General features: G+C 61.2%; 17 protein-coding genes. 10 read left to right on the top strand and 7 right to left on the bottom strand.

Annotated elements, in window-relative coordinates:
* Nucleotides 1-56: 56 nt before the first annotated feature.
* The 5 genes from HU742_RS23920 to HU742_RS23900 all read left to right on the top strand — a co-directional run bounded on the left by HU742_RS23920 (nucleotide 57) and on the right by HU742_RS23900 (nucleotide 5057).
* Nucleotides 57-1184: a branched-chain amino acid ABC transporter substrate-binding protein gene (locus HU742_RS23920; RefSeq protein WP_186635258.1), complete on the top strand. Its 1128-nt coding sequence runs from the start codon at nucleotides 57-59 to the stop codon at nucleotides 1182-1184.
* Nucleotides 1185-1414: 230 nt separating this feature from the next.
* Complete coding sequence (gene livH, locus HU742_RS23915) at nucleotides 1415-2338, top strand: high-affinity branched-chain amino acid ABC transporter permease LivH (protein ID WP_186613624.1); 924 nt, start codon at nucleotides 1415-1417, stop codon at nucleotides 2336-2338.
* A complete protein-coding gene (locus HU742_RS23910; protein ID WP_186613626.1) occupies nucleotides 2335-3591 on the top strand; it encodes a high-affinity branched-chain amino acid ABC transporter permease LivM in 1257 nt (418 codons plus the stop codon). The genes livH and HU742_RS23910 overlap by 4 nt, the downstream gene beginning before the upstream one ends.
* Nucleotides 3588-4355 (top strand): high-affinity branched-chain amino acid ABC transporter ATP-binding protein LivG, encoded by a 768-nt coding sequence (gene livG / locus HU742_RS23905; protein ID WP_060738896.1) that lies wholly within the window; start codon nucleotides 3588-3590, stop codon nucleotides 4353-4355. The genes HU742_RS23910 and livG overlap by 4 nt, the downstream gene beginning before the upstream one ends.
* Entirely contained in the window at nucleotides 4356-5057 is a 702-nt protein-coding gene (locus tag HU742_RS23900; RefSeq protein ID WP_186613630.1) for an ABC transporter ATP-binding protein, read from the top strand.
* A gap of 175 nt (nucleotides 5058-5232) precedes the next feature.
* Here HU742_RS23900 and HU742_RS23895 read toward each other — a convergent pair whose 3' ends face one another.
* Nucleotides 5233-6141 (bottom strand): LysR family transcriptional regulator, encoded by a 909-nt coding sequence (locus HU742_RS23895; protein ID WP_186635255.1) that lies wholly within the window; start codon nucleotides 6139-6141, stop codon nucleotides 5233-5235.
* A gap of 104 nt (nucleotides 6142-6245) precedes the next feature.
* Here HU742_RS23895 and HU742_RS23890 point away from each other — a divergent pair, with 104 nt between their 5' ends.
* Nucleotides 6246-6845, top strand: coding sequence for a short chain dehydrogenase (locus HU742_RS23890; protein WP_186644783.1), 600 nt, complete (start codon nucleotides 6246-6248; stop codon nucleotides 6843-6845).
* Nucleotides 6846-6877: 32 nt separating this feature from the next.
* Here the strand turns inward: HU742_RS23890 and HU742_RS23885 are convergent, their stop codons facing one another.
* Nucleotides 6878-7246 (bottom strand): hypothetical protein, encoded by a 369-nt coding sequence (locus tag HU742_RS23885; protein WP_186644781.1) that lies wholly within the window; start codon nucleotides 7244-7246, stop codon nucleotides 6878-6880.
* 174 nt (nucleotides 7247-7420) lie between these two features.
* Between HU742_RS23885 and HU742_RS23880 the strand changes: the two genes are divergently transcribed.
* Both HU742_RS23880 and HU742_RS23875 read left to right on the top strand, forming a co-directional pair.
* Nucleotides 7421-8095 carry a COG3650 family protein gene (locus HU742_RS23880; RefSeq protein ID WP_186644825.1) on the top strand — a complete coding sequence of 225 codons (675 nt, stop codon included), beginning with the start codon at nucleotides 7421-7423 and terminating at the stop codon, nucleotides 8093-8095.
* Nucleotides 8096-8168: 73 nt separating this feature from the next.
* The gene (locus HU742_RS23875; protein ID WP_186644779.1) at nucleotides 8169-9782 is read left to right on the top strand and encodes an NAD(P)/FAD-dependent oxidoreductase; all 1614 of its coding nucleotides are present in this window, start codon (nucleotides 8169-8171) and stop codon (nucleotides 9780-9782) included.
* Nucleotides 9783-9840: 58 nt separating this feature from the next.
* Here HU742_RS23875 and HU742_RS23870 read toward each other — a convergent pair whose 3' ends face one another.
* Complete coding sequence (locus HU742_RS23870) at nucleotides 9841-10935, bottom strand: PLP-dependent cysteine synthase family protein (protein WP_186635244.1); 1095 nt, start codon at nucleotides 10933-10935, stop codon at nucleotides 9841-9843.
* Nucleotides 10936-11202: 267 nt separating this feature from the next.
* Between HU742_RS23870 and nhaA the strand changes: the two genes are divergently transcribed.
* Entirely contained in the window at nucleotides 11203-12390 is a 1188-nt protein-coding gene (gene nhaA, locus HU742_RS23865; RefSeq protein WP_186635241.1) for a Na+/H+ antiporter NhaA, read from the top strand.
* Between the two features lie 285 nt (nucleotides 12391-12675).
* Here nhaA and HU742_RS23860 read toward each other — a convergent pair whose 3' ends face one another.
* Nucleotides 12676-13140 carry an outer membrane lipoprotein gene (locus HU742_RS23860; protein WP_186615330.1) on the bottom strand — a complete coding sequence of 155 codons (465 nt, stop codon included), beginning with the start codon at nucleotides 13138-13140 and terminating at the stop codon, nucleotides 12676-12678.
* A 170-nt stretch (nucleotides 13141-13310) separates the two neighbouring features.
* On the opposite strand from HU742_RS23860, the gene HU742_RS23855 reads away from it, so the two are divergent.
* On the top strand, nucleotides 13311-13595 hold the full coding sequence (locus tag HU742_RS23855) for a hypothetical protein (RefSeq protein ID WP_186635238.1): 285 nt from the start codon (nucleotides 13311-13313) through the stop codon (nucleotides 13593-13595).
* On the opposite strand, the gene pdxH is transcribed toward HU742_RS23855, so the two are convergent.
* From pdxH to HU742_RS23840, 3 genes are all read right to left on the bottom strand, one after another.
* Nucleotides 13543-14190, bottom strand: coding sequence for a pyridoxamine 5'-phosphate oxidase (gene pdxH, locus HU742_RS23850; protein ID WP_186635235.1), 648 nt, complete (start codon nucleotides 14188-14190; stop codon nucleotides 13543-13545). The two genes, HU742_RS23855 and pdxH, sit on opposite strands and share 53 nt — an antisense overlap.
* A 24-nt stretch (nucleotides 14191-14214) precedes the next feature.
* A complete protein-coding gene (locus tag HU742_RS23845) occupies nucleotides 14215-15342 on the bottom strand; it encodes an OmpA family protein (protein WP_186644777.1) in 1128 nt (375 codons plus the stop codon).
* Between the two features lie 118 nt (nucleotides 15343-15460).
* Nucleotides 15461-16606, bottom strand: a complete 1146-nt coding sequence (locus HU742_RS23840) for a serine hydrolase domain-containing protein (RefSeq protein ID WP_186644776.1) — start codon at nucleotides 16604-16606, stop codon at nucleotides 15461-15463.
* Nucleotides 16607-16614 lie beyond the last annotated feature (8 nt).

Here is a 16614-nt window from a genome sequence, read left to right as displayed (position 1 = left end):
GTTCTGCTGCTACGGCGCCAGGACTATAAAAACTACAACAGCATGAGTGGAGCACTATGACTAAGGCTACTAAGCAGATTTCCAAACTGTTTGCCGCTATGGTTCTGGCCGGGGTTGCCAGCCATTCGTTGGCCGCCGACACCATCAAGATCGGCATCGCCGGCCCGAAAACCGGCCCCGTAGCCCAATACGGTGACATGCAGTTCAGTGGCTCGAAAATGGCCATCGAGCAGATCAACGCCAAGGGTGGCGTCAACGGCAAGCAACTGGTCGCCGTTGAATACGATGACGCCTGCGATCCGAAACAAGCGGTCGCGGTTGCGAACAAAGTGGTCAACGACGGCGTCAAGTTCGTGGTCGGCCACCTGTGCTCCAGCTCCACCCAGCCAGCGTCGGACATCTACGAAGACGAAGGCGTGATCATGATCACCCCGGCCGCCACCAGCCCGGACATCACCGCTCGCGGCTACAAGATGATCTTCCGCACCATCGGCCTGGACAGCGCCCAAGGCCCAGCGGCCGGCAACTACATCGCCGACCACGTCAAGCCGAAAGTCGTTGCGGTCCTGCACGACAAGCAGCAGTACGGTGAAGGCATCGCCAGCGCCGTAAAAGCCACCCTCGAGAAGAAAGGCACCAAGGTTGCCGTGTTCGAAGGCGTGAACGCCGGCGACAAGGACTTCTCCTCGATGATCGCCAAGCTCAAGCAAGCCAACGTCGACTTCGTCTACTACGGCGGCTACCACCCGGAGCTGGGCCTGATCCTGCGTCAAGCCCAGGAAAAAGGCCTGAAGGCCAAGTTCATGGGTCCGGAAGGCGTGGGTAACGACTCGATCTCGCAGATCGCCAAGGAAGCTTCCGAAGGCCTGCTGGTAACCCTGCCGAAATCCTTCGACCAGGACCCTGCCAACATCGCCCTGGCTGACGCCTTCAAGGCCAAGAAAGAAGACCCGAGCGGTCCGTTCGTGTTCCCGTCCTACTCGGCTGTGCAAGTGATCGCCCAGGCCATCACTTCCACCAAGAGCGAAGACCCGGAAAAAGTGGCTGAAGCCATCCACGCCGGCACCTTCAAGACCCCAACCGGTGACCTGAGCTTCGACGCGAAGGGCGACCTGAAGGACTTCAAGTTCGTGGTTTACGAGTGGCATTTCGGCAAACCTAAAACCGAAGCTTCGCCTCAGTAAGGCCTGGCCTGACTGACTGCCAATAAAGCCCACGGCGTGCCGTGGGCTTTGTTTTAAATGTATTGGGCCGCGCTGGCGTGATCCGCCAGTCTCCCCACCTGAAAATCTCAAAACCGTCATCAGCGGTTCGCTGGCAAACCTCGTGCTCGAAGTGGATGCAGATCCACGGGGCCCGGGCGGGAAAATGACTCCACCAGTGAAATGCGTATCAGGTTTTTAGGAGCGCTGTAATGCCTGACATCTATCACTTCTTCCAGCAGCTGGTTAACGGCCTGACCGTTGGCAGCACGTATGCCCTGATCGCCATCGGCTATACGATGGTTTACGGCATCATTGGAATGATCAACTTCGCCCACGGCGAGGTGTACATGATCGGCTCCTACGTGGCGTTCATCGCCATCGCCGGGCTGGCCATGATGGGACTCGACAGTGTCCCGCTGTTGATGACCGCGGCGTTCATCGCGAGCATCGTGGTGACCAGTTCCTATGGCTACAGCATCGAACGGATCGCCTACCGCCCGTTGCGCGGCAGCAACCGTCTGATCCCGCTGATTTCCGCCATTGGCATGTCGATTTTCCTGCAGAACACGGTACTGCTTTCGCAAGACTCCAAGGACAAATCCATTCCCAACCTGATCCCAGGCAACTTTGCCATCGGGCCAGGCGGGGCACAGGAAGTGATGATTTCCTACATGCAAATCGTGGTGTTCGTGGTGACCCTGGTCGCCATGCTCGGCCTGACGCTGTTCATCTCCCGTTCCCGCCTGGGCCGCGCCTGCCGCGCCTGTGCCGAGGACATCAAGATGGCCAACCTGCTGGGCATCAACACCAACAACATCATTGCCCTGACCTTCGTCATCGGTGCGGCCCTGGCGGCCATCGCCGCGGTGCTGCTGAGCATGCAATACGGCGTGATCAACCCCAACGCCGGCTTCCTCGTGGGCCTGAAAGCCTTCACCGCCGCGGTACTGGGCGGCATCGGCAGCATCCCCGGCGCAATGCTCGGCGGGCTGGTGCTGGGCGTGGCGGAAGCCTTTGGCGCCGACATCTTCGGCGACCAGTACAAGGACGTCGTGGCGTTCGGCTTGTTGGTTCTGGTTCTGTTATTCCGGCCGACCGGCATCCTGGGCCGTCCGGAGGTTGAGAAAGTATGACTAGGCATCTCAAATCGGCGCTCTTCAGCGCCCTGCTGGTCTGGGCCGTGGCCTATCCGGTACTCGGTCTCAAACTGACCATCGTCGGCATCAACCTGGAAGTGCACGGCACCAGCCCGGCCATCCTGGCGACTATCGCCGTATGTTCCGTCCTGATGTTCCTGCGGGTGTTGTTCAGCACGCAGATCAGCGCAGCCTGGAAGGCATCTCCCGGCGTGCCGGTGATCCCGGCCAAGGCTAGCAACTTCCTGACCCTGCCGTCGACCCAACGCTGGATCGTCCTGGGCCTGGTCGTCGTGGCGTTGGTGTGGCCGTTCTTCGGTTCACGCGGTGCGGTGGACATCGCCACGCTGATCCTGATCTACGTGATGCTCGGCCTGGGCCTGAACATCGTCGTAGGCCTGGCCGGCCTGCTGGACTTGGGCTACGTGGGTTTCTATGCCGTCGGCGCCTACAGCTACGCGCTGCTGTCCCATTACTTCGGCCTGAGCTTCTGGATCTGCCTGCCGATCGCCGGGATGATGGCCGCGACCTTCGGTTTCCTGCTGGGCTTCCCGGTCCTGCGCTTGCGCGGTGACTACCTGGCAATCGTGACTCTGGGTTTCGGCGAGATCATCCGCCTGTTCCTGCGTAACCTGACCGACATCACCGGTGGCCCGAACGGCATCAGCAACATCGAGAAACCGACGTTCTTCGGCCTGACCTTCGAGCGCAAGGCCGCCGAAGGCCTGCAGACCTTCCACGAGTTCTTCGGCCTGCAATACAACTCGATCAACAAGGTGATCTTCCTCTACCTGGTGGCGTTGCTGCTGGCCCTGGCCGCGCTGTTCGTCATCAACCGCCTGCTGCGCATGCCGATTGGCCGTGCGTGGGAAGCGCTGCGCGAAGACGAAATCGCCTGCCGTGCGCTGGGTCTCAACCCGACCGTGATCAAGCTGTCGGCCTTCACCCTCGGCGCTGCGTTCGCCGGTTTTGCCGGCAGCTTCTTCGCTGCCCGCCAAGGCCTGGTGACGCCGGAGTCCTTCACCTTCATCGAGTCAGCGATCATCCTCGCCATCGTGGTGCTGGGCGGGATGGGCTCGCAGCTGGGCGTGATCCTCGCGGCGATCGTGATGATCCTGTTGCCCGAAATGATGCGTGAATTCAGTGAATACCGCATGTTGATGTTCGGCGCCTTGATGGTGCTGATGATGATCTGGCGTCCTCAAGGTCTGCTGCCTATGCAACGCCCGCACATGGAGCTGCGCAAATGAGCCGCGAGATCCTGAAAGTCGAAAACTTGAGCATGCGCTTCGGCGGTTTGCTGGCGGTCAACGGCGTGGCCCTGACCGTGAAAGAGAAACAAGTGGTTGCCTTGATCGGGCCGAACGGCGCGGGCAAGACCACGGTGTTCAACTGCCTGACCGGCTTCTACCAGCCGACTGGCGGCACCATCCTGTTGGACGGCGAGCCAATCCAGGGCCTGCCCGGCCACCACATCGCTCGCAAGGGCGTGGTGCGGACCTTCCAGAACGTGCGGCTGTTCAAGGACATGACGGCGGTCGAGAATTTGTTGATCGCCCAGCATCGTCATTTGAACACCAACTTCTTTGCCGGCCTGTTCAAGACCCCGGCGTTCCGCAAGAGCGAACGCGAGGCCATGGAGTACGCCGAGTACTGGCTGGACAAGGTCAACCTCACCGAGTTCGCCAACCGTACCGCCGGGACCCTGGCCTACGGTCAGCAACGACGCCTGGAAATCGCCCGCTGCATGATGACCCGCCCGCGGATCCTCATGCTCGACGAACCGGCCGCCGGCCTGAACCCGAAGGAAACCGAAGACCTCAAGGCGCTGATCGGCGTGCTGCGTGAAGAGCACAACGTCACCGTCCTGCTGATCGAGCACGATATGAAGCTGGTCATGAGCATTTCCGACCACATCGTCGTGATCAACCAGGGCACTCCCCTGGCCGACGGCACGCCGGAACAGATCCGCGACAATCCTGAAGTGATCAAAGCCTACCTGGGGGAAGCGTAAATGCTGCAGTTCGAAAACGTTTCCACCTTCTATGGCAAGATCCAGGCGCTGCACAGCGTCAACGTCGAAGTCCGCCAGGGCGAAATCGTCACGCTGATCGGTGCCAACGGTGCCGGTAAATCCACCCTGCTGATGACGCTTTGCGGTTCGCCTCAGGCCCACAGCGGCAGCATCCGCTACATGGGCGAGGAATTGGTGGGCCAGGACTCGGCGCAGATCATGCGCAAGAGCATTGCCGTGGTGCCGGAAGGCCGTCGCGTGTTTGCCCGGCTGACCGTGGAAGAGAACCTCGCCATGGGCGGATTTTTCACCGACAAAGGCGACTTCCAGGAACAGATGGACAAAGTACTGCACCTTTTCCCACGCCTGAAAGAGCGCTTTACCCAGCGCGGCGGCACCATGTCCGGCGGCGAACAGCAAATGCTCGCCATCGGCCGTGCGCTGATGAGCAAGCCCAAGCTGCTGTTGCTCGACGAGCCCTCACTGGGCCTGGCGCCGATCATCATCCAGCAGATCTTCGACATCATCGAACAGCTGCGCAAGGATGGCGTGACGGTGTTCCTGGTGGAGCAGAACGCCAACCAGGCGCTGAAAATCGCCGACCGGGCGTACGTGTTGGAGAACGGCCGCGTGGTAATGCAAGGCACCGGCGAAGCCCTGCTGACCGATCCGAAAGTGCGCGAAGCGTATTTGGGCGGTTGAGTCTGCCTCCATGAAAACGGCCTTCGGGCCGTTTTTTTTTCGCCCGGATGTTGGACGAAATCCCTGTGGCGAGGGAGCTTGCTCCCGCTGGGCTGCGTAGCGGCCCCAAGATTTTGCGGTCGCTGCGCAACCGAGCGGGAGCAAGCTCCCTCGCCACAAGGTCAAGTGTTCGTTATCAGAGTCGATCCAACGCCTCCCCGCTGCGCTTGAACCAATCGATCAGATAATCAGCCAGCACCTGCGTACGCTTGGGCAATCCGCCCTGATACGGATGCACCAGGTACATCGGCATGCGGCGGGTCTGAAAATCGCGCAGCAACCAGCGCAGTCGCCCATCGGCCAGTTCCTCGTTGAGCAAATACGACGGCAATCGCGCGATTCCTGCCCCGGCCAGGGCGGCTTTTTTCAACAAACTGTAGTGGTTGCTGGCAAACGGCCCGGACACTCGCACCCGCAGCAGTTCGTGCTGCTGGTGATACAGCCATTCCTCCCGACCGCTGTAATGGCTGTTGAGCAGACACTTATGCTCGGCCAAGGCCTGGGGGGCGTCGGGCTCGCCGTAACGTTCCAGGTAGGCCGGGCTGGCACAGGTCATTTCGTGCCAGGCCAGCAGCGGGCGGGCCACCAGCCGCTCATCGATAGAGGCATCCGAGCGGATTGCCAGGTCGAAGCCATCGCGAGACAGATCACGATAGCCGTTGTAGAGCTCCAACTCGATCTGCACGTCGGGGTACGCATGGGCAAACTCCGTCAGCAGACCTTCAAAGAAGGTTTCCCCCAGCGAGACCGGAACCGTCATACGCACCGGCCCGGAGATTTCGCCTTTCAAGCGGGCCAATGCCTGACGCGCCCTTTCCACCTGGACCAGCAACGCCTGGGCCTGGGGCAGCAGCGCCGCCCCCGCCGCCGTGAGGCTCAAGCGCCGGGTCGTACGCTGGAGCAAGAGCACCGAAAAGCGCTCCTCCAACAGGCTGATGCGCTTGGACAATTGCCCCTTGCTGCACCCCAACTGCTGCGCCGCCAAGGTAAAACTCCCGGCTTCGACGAGTACGGCAAACGCCGCCAGGTCGTCTATCTCGCTCATTGGATTGTTTCCAATTGAAAACCAAAGGTTTCCTATTAGCACGCTTATCTACGAGAAAATCCATCCTAGACTGCAACCTCGTTCACACCACTGAGGAACAGCCCATGAAAATCCTGTTGATCGGCGCCAACGGCACCATCGGTTCAGCCATCGATAACGAACTGTCGCCACGCCATGAAATCGTCCGGATCGGCCGCCACAGCGGCGAATTGCAAGTGGATATCAGCGACAGCGCCTCGATTCGCGCCCTGTTCGAGAAGACCGGCCGCTTCGATGCCTTGGTCTGCGCAGCGGGCAACGTCACCTTCGCGCCCTTGGGCGACATGACCGAAGAAAGCTTCGCCCTCGGTTTGAAGGACAAGCTGATGGGCCAGGTGAATCTTTTGCTGATCGGCCGTGAATTCGCTAACGACGGAGCGTCCTTCACCTTCACCACCGGCGTGCTCAGCCACGATCCGATCAAGAGCGGTGCTTCAGCGGCCCTGGTCAACGGCGCCCTGGACAGTTTTGTGCGCGCCGCGGCAATCGAGTTGCCACGGGGCATGCGAGTCAACTCGGTGAGCCCGAACGTGCTGCTGGAAGCCATGGACAAATACGCACCTTATTTCCGCGGCTTCAAACCCGTTCCCGCAGCGGATGTGGCATTGGCCTACGCCAAGAGCGTCGAAGGCCTGCAAACTGGTCAGACGTTTCACGTGGGCTGACGAACGCGTACTCGGAGGTGCTCTGGATTCAATCAGGGCGCCGAAGGTTCTAACAACGTGGGTATCAGCGACGGGGCGATTTCACGCGGTATGCTCAGCCGCGTGCCAGTCATATCGAGCGCCGATTTCACTGTTGGCCGGCTTATGAATGTTCCATTGATAAATATCCGCACGGGTTGATCCAGCGACTCACGACTCATCCGTGCCACGCGTTTTTGCGCGTCCGGGCTGAGCATGACGTCTAGCAGCACGTATCCCGGATTGGGGTCGTTCTCCTGCTTGAGTGTCAGGATCATTGAAGTAAAATCCGAAGCGGACGAAAAATGGATATCTGCCGCCATGCACTGCAAGGCCGCCAACATCCCCAATCCTGTGAACAGCACCTGTCTTGCCATCGTCATGAGACCACCCTCTAGCTGAAACGGCGCAAGACTAGGCCCTTTCCCAATGCCTTGGCATTTGGAAATGACACGGAATGTTGCTGAACTCCCTGGATCGAGTTGTAAATTCGCCCTGTGGGTTGTGATGAAACAATAGTCTGAGTAACGTGGCGACACTTGTCTGGAGACCCAATGATGCGTGTCGCTCGTTCCCTGTTGTGTATTGCCCTTCTCCCGCTCTTCGCCGGTTGCCAGCTGCTCGACGCCCCGCGTGAGAGTGCGTCCCACGCTGGCCAGATGCGCATGCAGGGGGAGCTGACGGCGGCCGATGGCAAGCTGGTGTTCCAGCCATGCGAGGAGCAACGTCGCTATATCGTCAACGACACAGGCGCAACCAGCGTGCTGCAACAGGCCGCCACCCTGGCGGACGACCAAGGCAAGCTGTTTGCCGATGTCCGTGGCCGTATCGTTTCCAGCGCCGCGGCCGGCGCCGACAGCCAATTGGACCTCGAGCAACTGTATCGCCTGGAACGCTCGGGGAACGCTTGCGCCGATGCGGACTTCAAGCGTCTGACCTTGCGTGCCGCGGGGCACGGCCCCGAATGGGCGCTCAAGGCCAGCGGCAAGGGCCTGGTGCTGGATCGCGAAGGCCAGCCACCACTGGCGGTGCCTTATGTCGAGGAGCAACTGGGCGACGGCCGCTTCAACCTCGGCACCGAAGCCAACGGCCAGAAAGTCGAGCTCTGGGTCACACCTGCGCGTTGTGTCGACAGCGTCAGCGGCAGTGTGCAACACATGAGCGCCGAGTTGCGGGTCAACGGCCAGGTCCAACGCGGCTGCGCCTACTTCGGTGGGGCGCGCGACGACTGATCCAGCGCTTTTGGCTTATAATCGCCGGTTCACGCCCTGGTGCAGTTGTGCATCCCGCGAACCGGACCCCGTTATGTTACGAATCACCGAACTCAAGCTGCCGATCGACCATCCCGAAGAAGACCTGCGCCCTGCCATCGTGCAACGCCTGGGCATCGCCAGCGATGACCTGCTCGACTTCACGTTGTTCAAGCGCAGCTACGACGCACGCAAGAAATCCTCTGAGCTGTGCTTCATCTACACCATCGACCTGGCGGTGCGCGATGAAGCCAGCCTGCTGCGCAAGTTCGCCGATGACCGAAACGTCAACGAAGCGCCGGATGTCAGTTACAAAGTCGTCGGCGAGGCACCGAACGACCTGAGCGAGCGGCCGATCGTGGTCGGCTTCGGCCCGTGCGGGATCTTCGCCGCCCTGTTGCTGGCGCAGATGGGCTTCAAGCCGATCATCCTCGAGCGTGGCCCGGAAGTGCGCCAACGCACCAAGGACACCTGGGGCCTATGGCGCAAAAGCGTGCTCAACCCCGAATCCAATGTGCAATTCGGCGAAGGCGGCGCGGGGACCTTCTCCGACGGCAAGCTCTACAGCCAGATCAAGGATCCGAAGTTCCTCGGACGCAAGGTCCTGCACGAGTTCGTCAAGGCCGGGGCGCCGGAAGAAATCCTCTACGTCAGCAAGCCGCACATCGGTACGTTCCGCCTGACCGGCGTCGTGGAAAACATGCGAGAGCAGATTCGCGCCCTGGGCGGTGAAGTGCGCTTCGGGCAGCGGGTCACTGACGTTTTGATCGAAGACGGTCAACTGGTTGGCGTCGAGCTGGCCAGCGGTGAGCAGATCCATTCGAAACACGTGATCCTGGCCCTCGGCCACAGCGCCCGGGACACGTTCCGCATGCTCCACGGTCGCGGCGTTTACATGGAGGCCAAGCCGTTCTCGGTGGGTTTCCGTATCGAACATCCGCAATCGCTGATCGACAGCGCGCGCCTGGGCAAGTATGCCGGGCACCCGAAACTCGGCGCCGCCGACTACAAACTGGTGCACCACGCCAAGAACGGTCGCTCGGTGTACAGCTTCTGCATGTGTCCAGGTGGCACCGTGGTGGCGGCGACTTCCGAGCCGAACCGCGTCGTGACCAACGGCATGAGCCAATACTCGCGCAACGAACGCAACGCCAACTCCGGCATCGTCGTCGGCATCACCCCGGAAGTGGATTATCCCGGCGGTCCGCTGGCGGGCATCGAATTGCAGGAACGCCTGGAATCCCATGCCTTCGTGCTCGGCGGCAGCAACTACGAAGCCCCCGCGCAGTTGGTGGGTGACTTCATCGCTGGCAAGCCGTCCACCGCACTGGGCAGCGTCGAACCTTCCTACAAGCCGGGGGTGTCCCTGGGTGATCTGGCTTTGGCCCTGCCGGACTTCGCCATCGAAGCCATCCGCGAAGCCCTGCCGGCATTCGAAAAACAGATCCGCGGCTATTCGTTGCACGACGCCGTGCTCACCGGCATCGAGACTCGCACCTCTTCGCCGTTGCGCATCACCCGCGACGAAACGCTGCAGAGCCTGAACGTCAAGGGCCTGTTCCCGGCAGGCGAAGGCGCAGGTTATGCGGGCGGGATCCTGTCGGCGGGCGTGGACGGTATCCGGATTGCCGAAGCGGTGGCGCGGGATGTACTTGGCCTGAAGGCCTGACCATGTTTGCCGGGGGGCGAGCTTGCTCGCTCCCCCGGGAACTCGTCTTATCGAAGATTCAGATATCAGCTCGCAACACACTCTCCGGCAACGCCTCTCCCCGCTCCGCGCATGCCGCCACGGCATCGATCAATCCAGCCAATTCATACCCCTGAGCCTCGAGCCAGGCCGGCTCGTAATACGTCGTGGCATAGCGCTCCCCGCCATCACACAAAATCGCCACGATCGACCCCGATTCGCCGGCGTCTGCCATTCGCTTCGCAGCGATCAACGCGCCGATCAGGTTGGTGCCGCTGGATCCGCCGACCCGTCGTCCCAAGCGCTGGGCCAGGTAATGCATGGCCGCGAGGGACAAGGCGTCCGGCACCTTGACCATCGCATCGATGACCTTGGGCAGGAACGACGCCTCGACCCGTGGCCGGCCGATGCCTTCGATCCGCGAACCGCAATCCAGGCGCAGGTCGGCATCGCCGCTGCGGTAGTAGTCGAAGAACACCGACCGCTCGGCGTCGGCACACAGCACACGGGTACAGTGCTGGCGATAACGGACATAACGCCCGAGGGTCGCCGTCGTACCGCCCGTGCCAGGGCTGGAAACCAGCCAGGCAGGCTCCGGATACCGCTCGAAGCGCATCTGCTGGAAGATCGACTCGGCGATATTGTTGTTGGCGCGCCAATCCGTGGCGCGCTCGGCGTAGGTGAACTGGTCGATGAAATGTCCGTCATGCTCGCGAGCCAGGCGCTCGGACTCGGCGTAGATCTGCGTAGGATCGTCCACCAAATGGCTCTTGCCACCGTAGAAGGCGATCTGTGCGATTTTTTCCCTCGAGGTAGTCGCCGGCATCACCGCAATGAACGGCAGGCCCAGCAAGCGGGCAAAGTAAGCCTCCGAAATCGCCGTCGAGCCGCTGGAGGCCTCGATCACCGGCGCGCCCGGCTTGAGCCAGCCGTTGCACAACGCGTAGAGAAACAGCGAACGGGCCAGCCGATGCTTGAGGCTGCCGGTGGGGTGGCTGGATTCGTCCTTGAAATACAACTCGATGCCCGGCAGTCCCGGCAGTGGCAGTGGAATCAAATGCGTGTCGGCACTGCGCTGGAAATCCGCCTCGATGATGCGGATGGCTTCGCGCGCCCATTGGCGAGGGTCATTCATATTGTGTTCTCACTGGATCGGTTCGACGCGAGCGAACCTGACGGCCCCGCATACACGGCCTGGTTTCGGAAATACGTGACGCAAGCTTAGGAAAAAACCGACATCCCGCACAGGTACAGCTAAGGTCCAATATGCGGCATAACTGCCCGACAGCCTGGCGAGAGCTTGTAACGACATATAACAAAAAAGAATATAACTTTTGTTTTAACAACTAACGGTACGGGTTAGGGTGTGCCATCTTTTTGATTCAAATAATGGAGAGCTACCTTGCCTATCCGTAGCGCTTTGACCCGTTTTCTTCAGTTGGAAGCCGCCGGCGGCTTGCTTTTGATCGCCGCTGCCGCGCTAGCCCTGATACTGAATAACTCGCCACTGTCGTGGCTCTATACAGATTTCCTGGACACGCCCGTGGTGGCTCAGGTCGGGGCGCTGAAGATTGCGAAACCAGCGCTGCTGTGGATCAACGACGGCTTGATGGCGCTGTTCTTCCTGCTCATCGGCCTCGAGGTCAAACGTGAGGTACTGGACGGACAATTGTCGAAGCCTTCACAAATTGTCTTGCCGGGCGCGGCAGCAATTGGCGGCATGCTGATACCGGCTTTAATCTATTGGTTTCTCAACCGTGACAATCCGGCTGCCCTTGCGGGCTGGGCGATTCCGACGGCCACCGACATCGCCTTCGCCCTCGGTGTGCTGGCCTTGCTCGGCAAGCGGGTGCCGGTGTCGCTCAAGCTGTTCCTGATGACCCTGGCAATCATCGACGACCTGGGCGCCATCGTCATCATCGCAATCTTCTACTCTGGTGACCTGTCGACCTTGTCACTGGGACTGGCCGCCGCCTGCATTGCCGGGCTGGTGGCGATGAACCGGATGGGCGTCGTCAAGCTCGGGCCCTATATGGTGGTCGGGCTGATTCTATGGATCTGTGTGCTCAAGAGCGGTGTCCACGCCACATTGGCCGGCGTGACCTTGGCCTTCTGCATTCCACTGCGCACCAGGAACGCCGAAACGTCACCCCTGCTGACGCTGGAACACGCGCTGCATCCCTGGGTGGCCTACGGTATCTTGCCGCTGTTTGCGTTTGCCAACGCCGGCTTGTCCCTGAGCGGCGTCACGGTCGAGAGTTTCACCCATCACGTCCCGATGGGCATCGCGGTCGGCCTGTTGCTGGGCAAGGCTGTCGGCGTGTTCGGCCTGACGTGGCTAGCGGTGAAAATCGGCATTGCCAGCCTGCCCGCCGGGGCCAATTGGGGTCAGATTCTGGGCGTGGCGATTCTCTGTGGCATCGGTTTCACCATGAGCCTGTTCGTCGGCTCCCTGGCATTCGTGCCGGGTGCGAGTGAGTATGCGGGGATGGATCGGATGGGGATTCTGACTGGGTCGATCCTGGCGGCGGTGATTGGTTATGGGGTGACGGCGATGGCCAGTCGTAAGCCTAATGTAGCGGTTTCGTGACGGCCGGTCCTGTGGAGAGGAAGCTTGCTCCCGCCGGGTCGCGCGGCGGCCCCAAAAAACGATGAGCGCTGCGCACTCAAGCGGGAGCAAGCTCCCTCGCCACAAAAGCTCCCCAGCCACCACGCCAGACGCTGTGCGGATTTACTCGCGCGTTGGGGAGTGGGCAACCCGGCACGGATGCCGGGTTAGCCGCGCAGGTAAAGCGGAACCATAAGCGGCCATTACCAAAGAAACGGATATGCCCACCGCTCGAAGGACAGATACAGCCCCGCGAACCAAAATTGCTTAGTGCGAAACGCGACTCGTGCCACCGACAGTGGAAATCCGAACCCGCTCACCCACACGGAACACTTCGTTCTCCTGAACCTGCTGCACATAGGCACGCATGCTGCCGTCATCTTCCCGAACAGTAATCTCGACACCCTGGGTCCGGGTCAGGCCTTCTTCAGTAGCAGATCCGAGCAAGCCGCCAGCCACGGCGCCGATCACAGCGGCAACGATGCTGCCACGGCCACCGCCGATGGCGCTGCCACCCACACCACCCACCACCGCACCGGCCGCACCGCCGATCGGGGTCTTGGTGCCTTCGATCTTGACCGGACGCAGGGATTCGATGGTACCCATGCGAATCGTCTGGACGCGACGCGCTTCGTCACGGGAGTAGGAGTCGCCGGTCAGGCTCGACTGACAGCCAGTGAGCAACATCGCCATCGTGGAAAAGGAAGCAACCAGCAAAACAGACTTACGCATAGCATCAACTCCAAAAGACAGGGATCCATTAAACTCCCCGGCTTGACGCCTGTCACGGCCTCGCCAGGGAAAAATTGTTTTCATTCAGGTGGGATACAGGCGCACCGGAAAAAATTCACCACACAGTAGCGCTCATTTCAAAAGTCCGCGTCACCGACCCAGGGATTTTCATGGATTATTTCATCATAGTCGCTACCACCGTGGCGGGCCTGTACTTCCATTGGTGGCTGTACGTACGCATCAAGCGCTGGATGGACCGCGACTTGGCGTTGTCATTGGCGGGACAGGATGAGCAGAAGAAAGCTCACATGCTGCAACAATTGACCCGTGCCCGCGAACAAGGCATCAAGCGCCGGGACCTGCCGCAATGGCTTCAAGCCGCTGCGGCAGCTTATCCCGAAGTCAAGGCGCCAAACGCTCGCGAACCCAATCCCCGCCCTGCAGACGATAGTTGAGACGATCATGAAGACGGCTCGACCGTCCCTGCCAGAATTCGATGCGCTCAGGCAACAGGCGATAGCCGCCCCAATGCTCGGGGCAATGAGGTTGGCTGTCGCTGAAACGCTGTTCGGTGGCTTTCAGCAGATCTTCCAGCTCCCCACGTCCGGCGATCACCCGGCTCTGGGGTGAGGCCCAGGCACCGAGACGGCTGCCCAGCGGCCGCACCTGATAATAGGCGTCCGACTCCTGCGCCGTGACCTTCAGGACTTTGCCCTCGATACGCACCTGGCGCTCCAGGGTAGGCCAGAAAAAAGTCATGGCCGCGTAAGGATTCGCCGCCAAGTGCTGGCCCTTCGCGCTGTCGTAGTTGGTGAAGAAGGTGAACCCCTGGGCATCCAGTCCCTTGAGGAGCAGGATCCGGCAGTGCGGCCGACCGTCCGCATCCACCGTCGCCAAGGTCATGGCGTTGGCCTCCACCGGAGCCTGTTCGGTTTTCACCGCGTCGGCGAACCACTGGTGGAACAGCGCGAACGGCTCGGCCGGCGCTTGTGCCTCGGTGAGGCCATCGCGGGTGTAGTCACGGCGCATATCAGCCAGCGTTTGGGTCATGGCGCGCTCCTTGTGATCAGCCCATCACTGTTTTTTGGACGTATCGGCGGCAGCGACTTTTTTCCCATCGGCAGCGGCCTTGGCCGGTTCCGGTTTCTTCGCTGGCGTGGTTTTCTTGGCCGGGGTCTTCTTCGCGGGGGCCTTGGCGGGGGCCTTCTTGGCCGCCGCTTTCTTGGCGGCCGGGGCTGCGGCTTTTTTCGTCGCGGGGGCCGCGGCTGGCGCCGCAGGTTTGACGTCCTGGGCTGCCACCAGCGTCACCGGTGCAGGGGCCGGCATGTTGTATTTGCTCAACAGCGCAACCATCGTGTTTGCCGGCGTGACCAGCAACTCCACACGACGGTTCAAGGCCCGGCCTTCAACGCTGTCGTTGGCCGCACGGGGAGCGACCGAGCCCATGCCGCGCAACATCAGGCGATCACGCTGCAAGCCACTGAGCCGGAAGATCGCCGCCACGGATTGGGCACGCTCCTGGCTGAGCTTCTGATTGGCCGGTGCCGCGCCCGACGTATCGGCATGGCCGAGGATCAGCACGGCGGTTTTCGGATCGGCTTCGAGGATCTTGGCAACGCGGGTGAACGGGCCGAGTGTCACCGGCAGCAGCATGGCCGGACGGTCCGGGTTGAACGAGCCGTCAACGGGCGCGGTGACGACCAGCACGTTATCGCGGCGCTCCAGCTCAAGCTTGCTGTCCTTGATGGCGGTACGCAGCTTCGGCTCATAGTCGTCGAGCCAGGCTTGGGTGACTTTCGGGTCGGGCATCGGCACCGCCTTGGCGGTCTCCTGGTCCTTGCCGCCGAATGGCCACCACCATTTGCCGTTACTTTCGGCTTCGGCCTTGGCAACGGTCGCCGGCGCCTTGGCTTCAGGTTTGGCTTCAGGCTTCACCGGATCTTTTTGGGCGACTTTATCAGCGGCGTCGTCGGAGGAGAATGGCCACCACCAGTGCGTGCCACCGGCACTTTCGGCCTTGGCTTGGGGTGCTGCGGCGGCTGGCTTCAAGGGTACCGCTGGAGCCGGTTCTTTAGCTGCAACCTTGTCGGAGGAACCGAACGGCCACCAACCGCTGCCGCCCTCGGCATCATTTTGTGGGTTTTGTGCGCAACCGGTGATAGCGAAGCACAGCGCCAGAGCGAGGGTTTTATTCGATGACATTGGATATCCACAAAATGATCAAAATGAAAAAACAAAGGCCATGTTCCGGCCGCATAAACAGACGCTTTGAAACTGAAAAGGACACGAGGTTCCTGTCCCCACTACCTGCGAGGGCGCTTTATAGACAAGTGGCAAGCACCCTCGCAAGCTTCTGCGCACGCGGGTCCATCAAGACGTAGGGCCCGAGCGTGTTGGTCACGAAACCGAATGCAACGTCATGCTCCGGGTCGGCAAAACCGATGGAGCCGCCCGCACCGGGATGACCAAAGGCGCGCGGCCCCAGGCCGTAAGTCGCGTTAGGCATATCAGGCTGATCGAGCATGCACCCCAGGCCGAAACGGGTCTGGGTCAGCAGCGTCTTGTCTTCGCCGAAGCTGTGCTGGCGCGTCAGCTCGTCGAGCATCTCACTTTCCAGCAGGCTGCCGTCGAGCAGGCCGGCGTAGAACCCGGCGAGGCTGCGCGCGTTGCCGTGGCCGTTGGCGGCCGGCTGCTGCATGCGTCGCCACTCGGGTTTGTTGGTGCTGGTCATGATCGACGGCGGATTGGTGAACGCCCGAGTGGTCATGGCCGTCGGTTCGCGCATCGTCACCTGCAGCAGGCGCTGGGCCGCGGCATCGCCGACATTGCCTTTGCCGCGGGCGATATGCGCCACGCGATAAAATTCGTCGTCGGCCAGGCCGACATGGAAGTCCAGGCCCAGCGGTTTTGCGACCCGGGCAACGATGGACTCACCCGGACCCCGGCCATCGGCCCTTCGCAGCAATTCGCCAACCAACCAGCCGTAGGTGATCGCGGCATAACCGTGCCCCTCGCCGGGCGTCCACCAAGGCGCTTCAGCCGCCAAGGCGTCGACCATGGCTTGCCAGTCGTAAAGTGCTTCAGGAGCCATCAACTCCCTGAGCGCCGGTAACCCGGCCTGATGGCAGAGCAACTGGCGCAGGGTGATGGATTCCTTGCCAGCGGCAGCAAATTCAGGCCAATAGCGAGCGATCGGAGCGTCCAGCTGCAGCTTGCCTTCCGCCACCAGTTGCAGGGCCGTTACGGCCGCGAAGGTCTTGGTGCAGGAAAACAGGTTGGCGATGGTGTCGCTATGCCAGGCTTCACTGCCATCTTTATCAGCCGTGCCTGCCCAGATATCGATGACGGTGCGGCCGCCCACTTGAATGCACAACGCCGCGCCGCGCTCCTGGGCATCATCGAACAGCGCCGCGAACGCTTCACGCACCGCCTCGAACCGAAGCTCGTAATGACCTTGAATTTGCACCCGCAACT

This window comes from Pseudomonas marvdashtae, assembly GCF_014268655.2.
GTDB classification, from domain to species: domain Bacteria; phylum Pseudomonadota; class Gammaproteobacteria; order Pseudomonadales; family Pseudomonadaceae; genus Aquipseudomonas; species Aquipseudomonas marvdashtae.
Note: the sequence above shows the minus strand (reverse complement) of the source record. Positions and strands in the feature narration are given on the sequence as shown.

What these genes read in the sequence shown, in the direction of transcription:
- HU742_RS23845 (WP_186644777.1), bottom strand. Translation starts at nt 15,342, where the DNA reads ATGTCATCGAATAAAACCCTCGCTCTGGCGCTGTGCTTCGCTATCACC.
- HU742_RS23910 (WP_186613626.1), top strand. Translation starts at nt 2,335, where the DNA reads ATGACTAGGCATCTCAAATCGGCGCTCTTCAGCGCCCTGCTGGTCTGG.
- HU742_RS23885 (WP_186644781.1), bottom strand. Translation starts at nt 7,246, where the DNA reads ATGACGATGGCAAGACAGGTGCTGTTCACAGGATTGGGGATGTTGGCG.
- livG (WP_060738896.1), top strand. Translation starts at nt 3,588, where the DNA reads ATGAGCCGCGAGATCCTGAAAGTCGAAAACTTGAGCATGCGCTTCGGC.
- pdxH (WP_186635235.1), bottom strand. Translation starts at nt 14,190, where the DNA reads ATGACCCAAACGCTGGCTGATATGCGCCGTGACTACACCCGCGATGGC.
- livH (WP_186613624.1), top strand. Translation starts at nt 1,415, where the DNA reads ATGCCTGACATCTATCACTTCTTCCAGCAGCTGGTTAACGGCCTGACC.
- HU742_RS23900 (WP_186613630.1), top strand. Translation starts at nt 4,356, where the DNA reads ATGCTGCAGTTCGAAAACGTTTCCACCTTCTATGGCAAGATCCAGGCG.
- HU742_RS23860 (WP_186615330.1), bottom strand. Translation starts at nt 13,140, where the DNA reads ATGCGTAAGTCTGTTTTGCTGGTTGCTTCCTTTTCCACGATGGCGATG.
- HU742_RS23875 (WP_186644779.1), top strand. Translation starts at nt 8,169, where the DNA reads ATGTTACGAATCACCGAACTCAAGCTGCCGATCGACCATCCCGAAGAA.
- HU742_RS23870 (WP_186635244.1), bottom strand. Translation starts at nt 10,935, where the DNA reads ATGAATGACCCTCGCCAATGGGCGCGCGAAGCCATCCGCATCATCGAG.
- HU742_RS23855 (WP_186635238.1), top strand. Translation starts at nt 13,311, where the DNA reads ATGGATTATTTCATCATAGTCGCTACCACCGTGGCGGGCCTGTACTTC.
- HU742_RS23880 (WP_186644825.1), top strand. Translation starts at nt 7,421, where the DNA reads ATGCGTGTCGCTCGTTCCCTGTTGTGTATTGCCCTTCTCCCGCTCTTC.
- HU742_RS23895 (WP_186635255.1), bottom strand. Translation starts at nt 6,141, where the DNA reads ATGAGCGAGATAGACGACCTGGCGGCGTTTGCCGTACTCGTCGAAGCC.
- HU742_RS23890 (WP_186644783.1), top strand. Translation starts at nt 6,246, where the DNA reads ATGAAAATCCTGTTGATCGGCGCCAACGGCACCATCGGTTCAGCCATC.
- HU742_RS23920 (WP_186635258.1), top strand. Translation starts at nt 57, where the DNA reads ATGACTAAGGCTACTAAGCAGATTTCCAAACTGTTTGCCGCTATGGTT.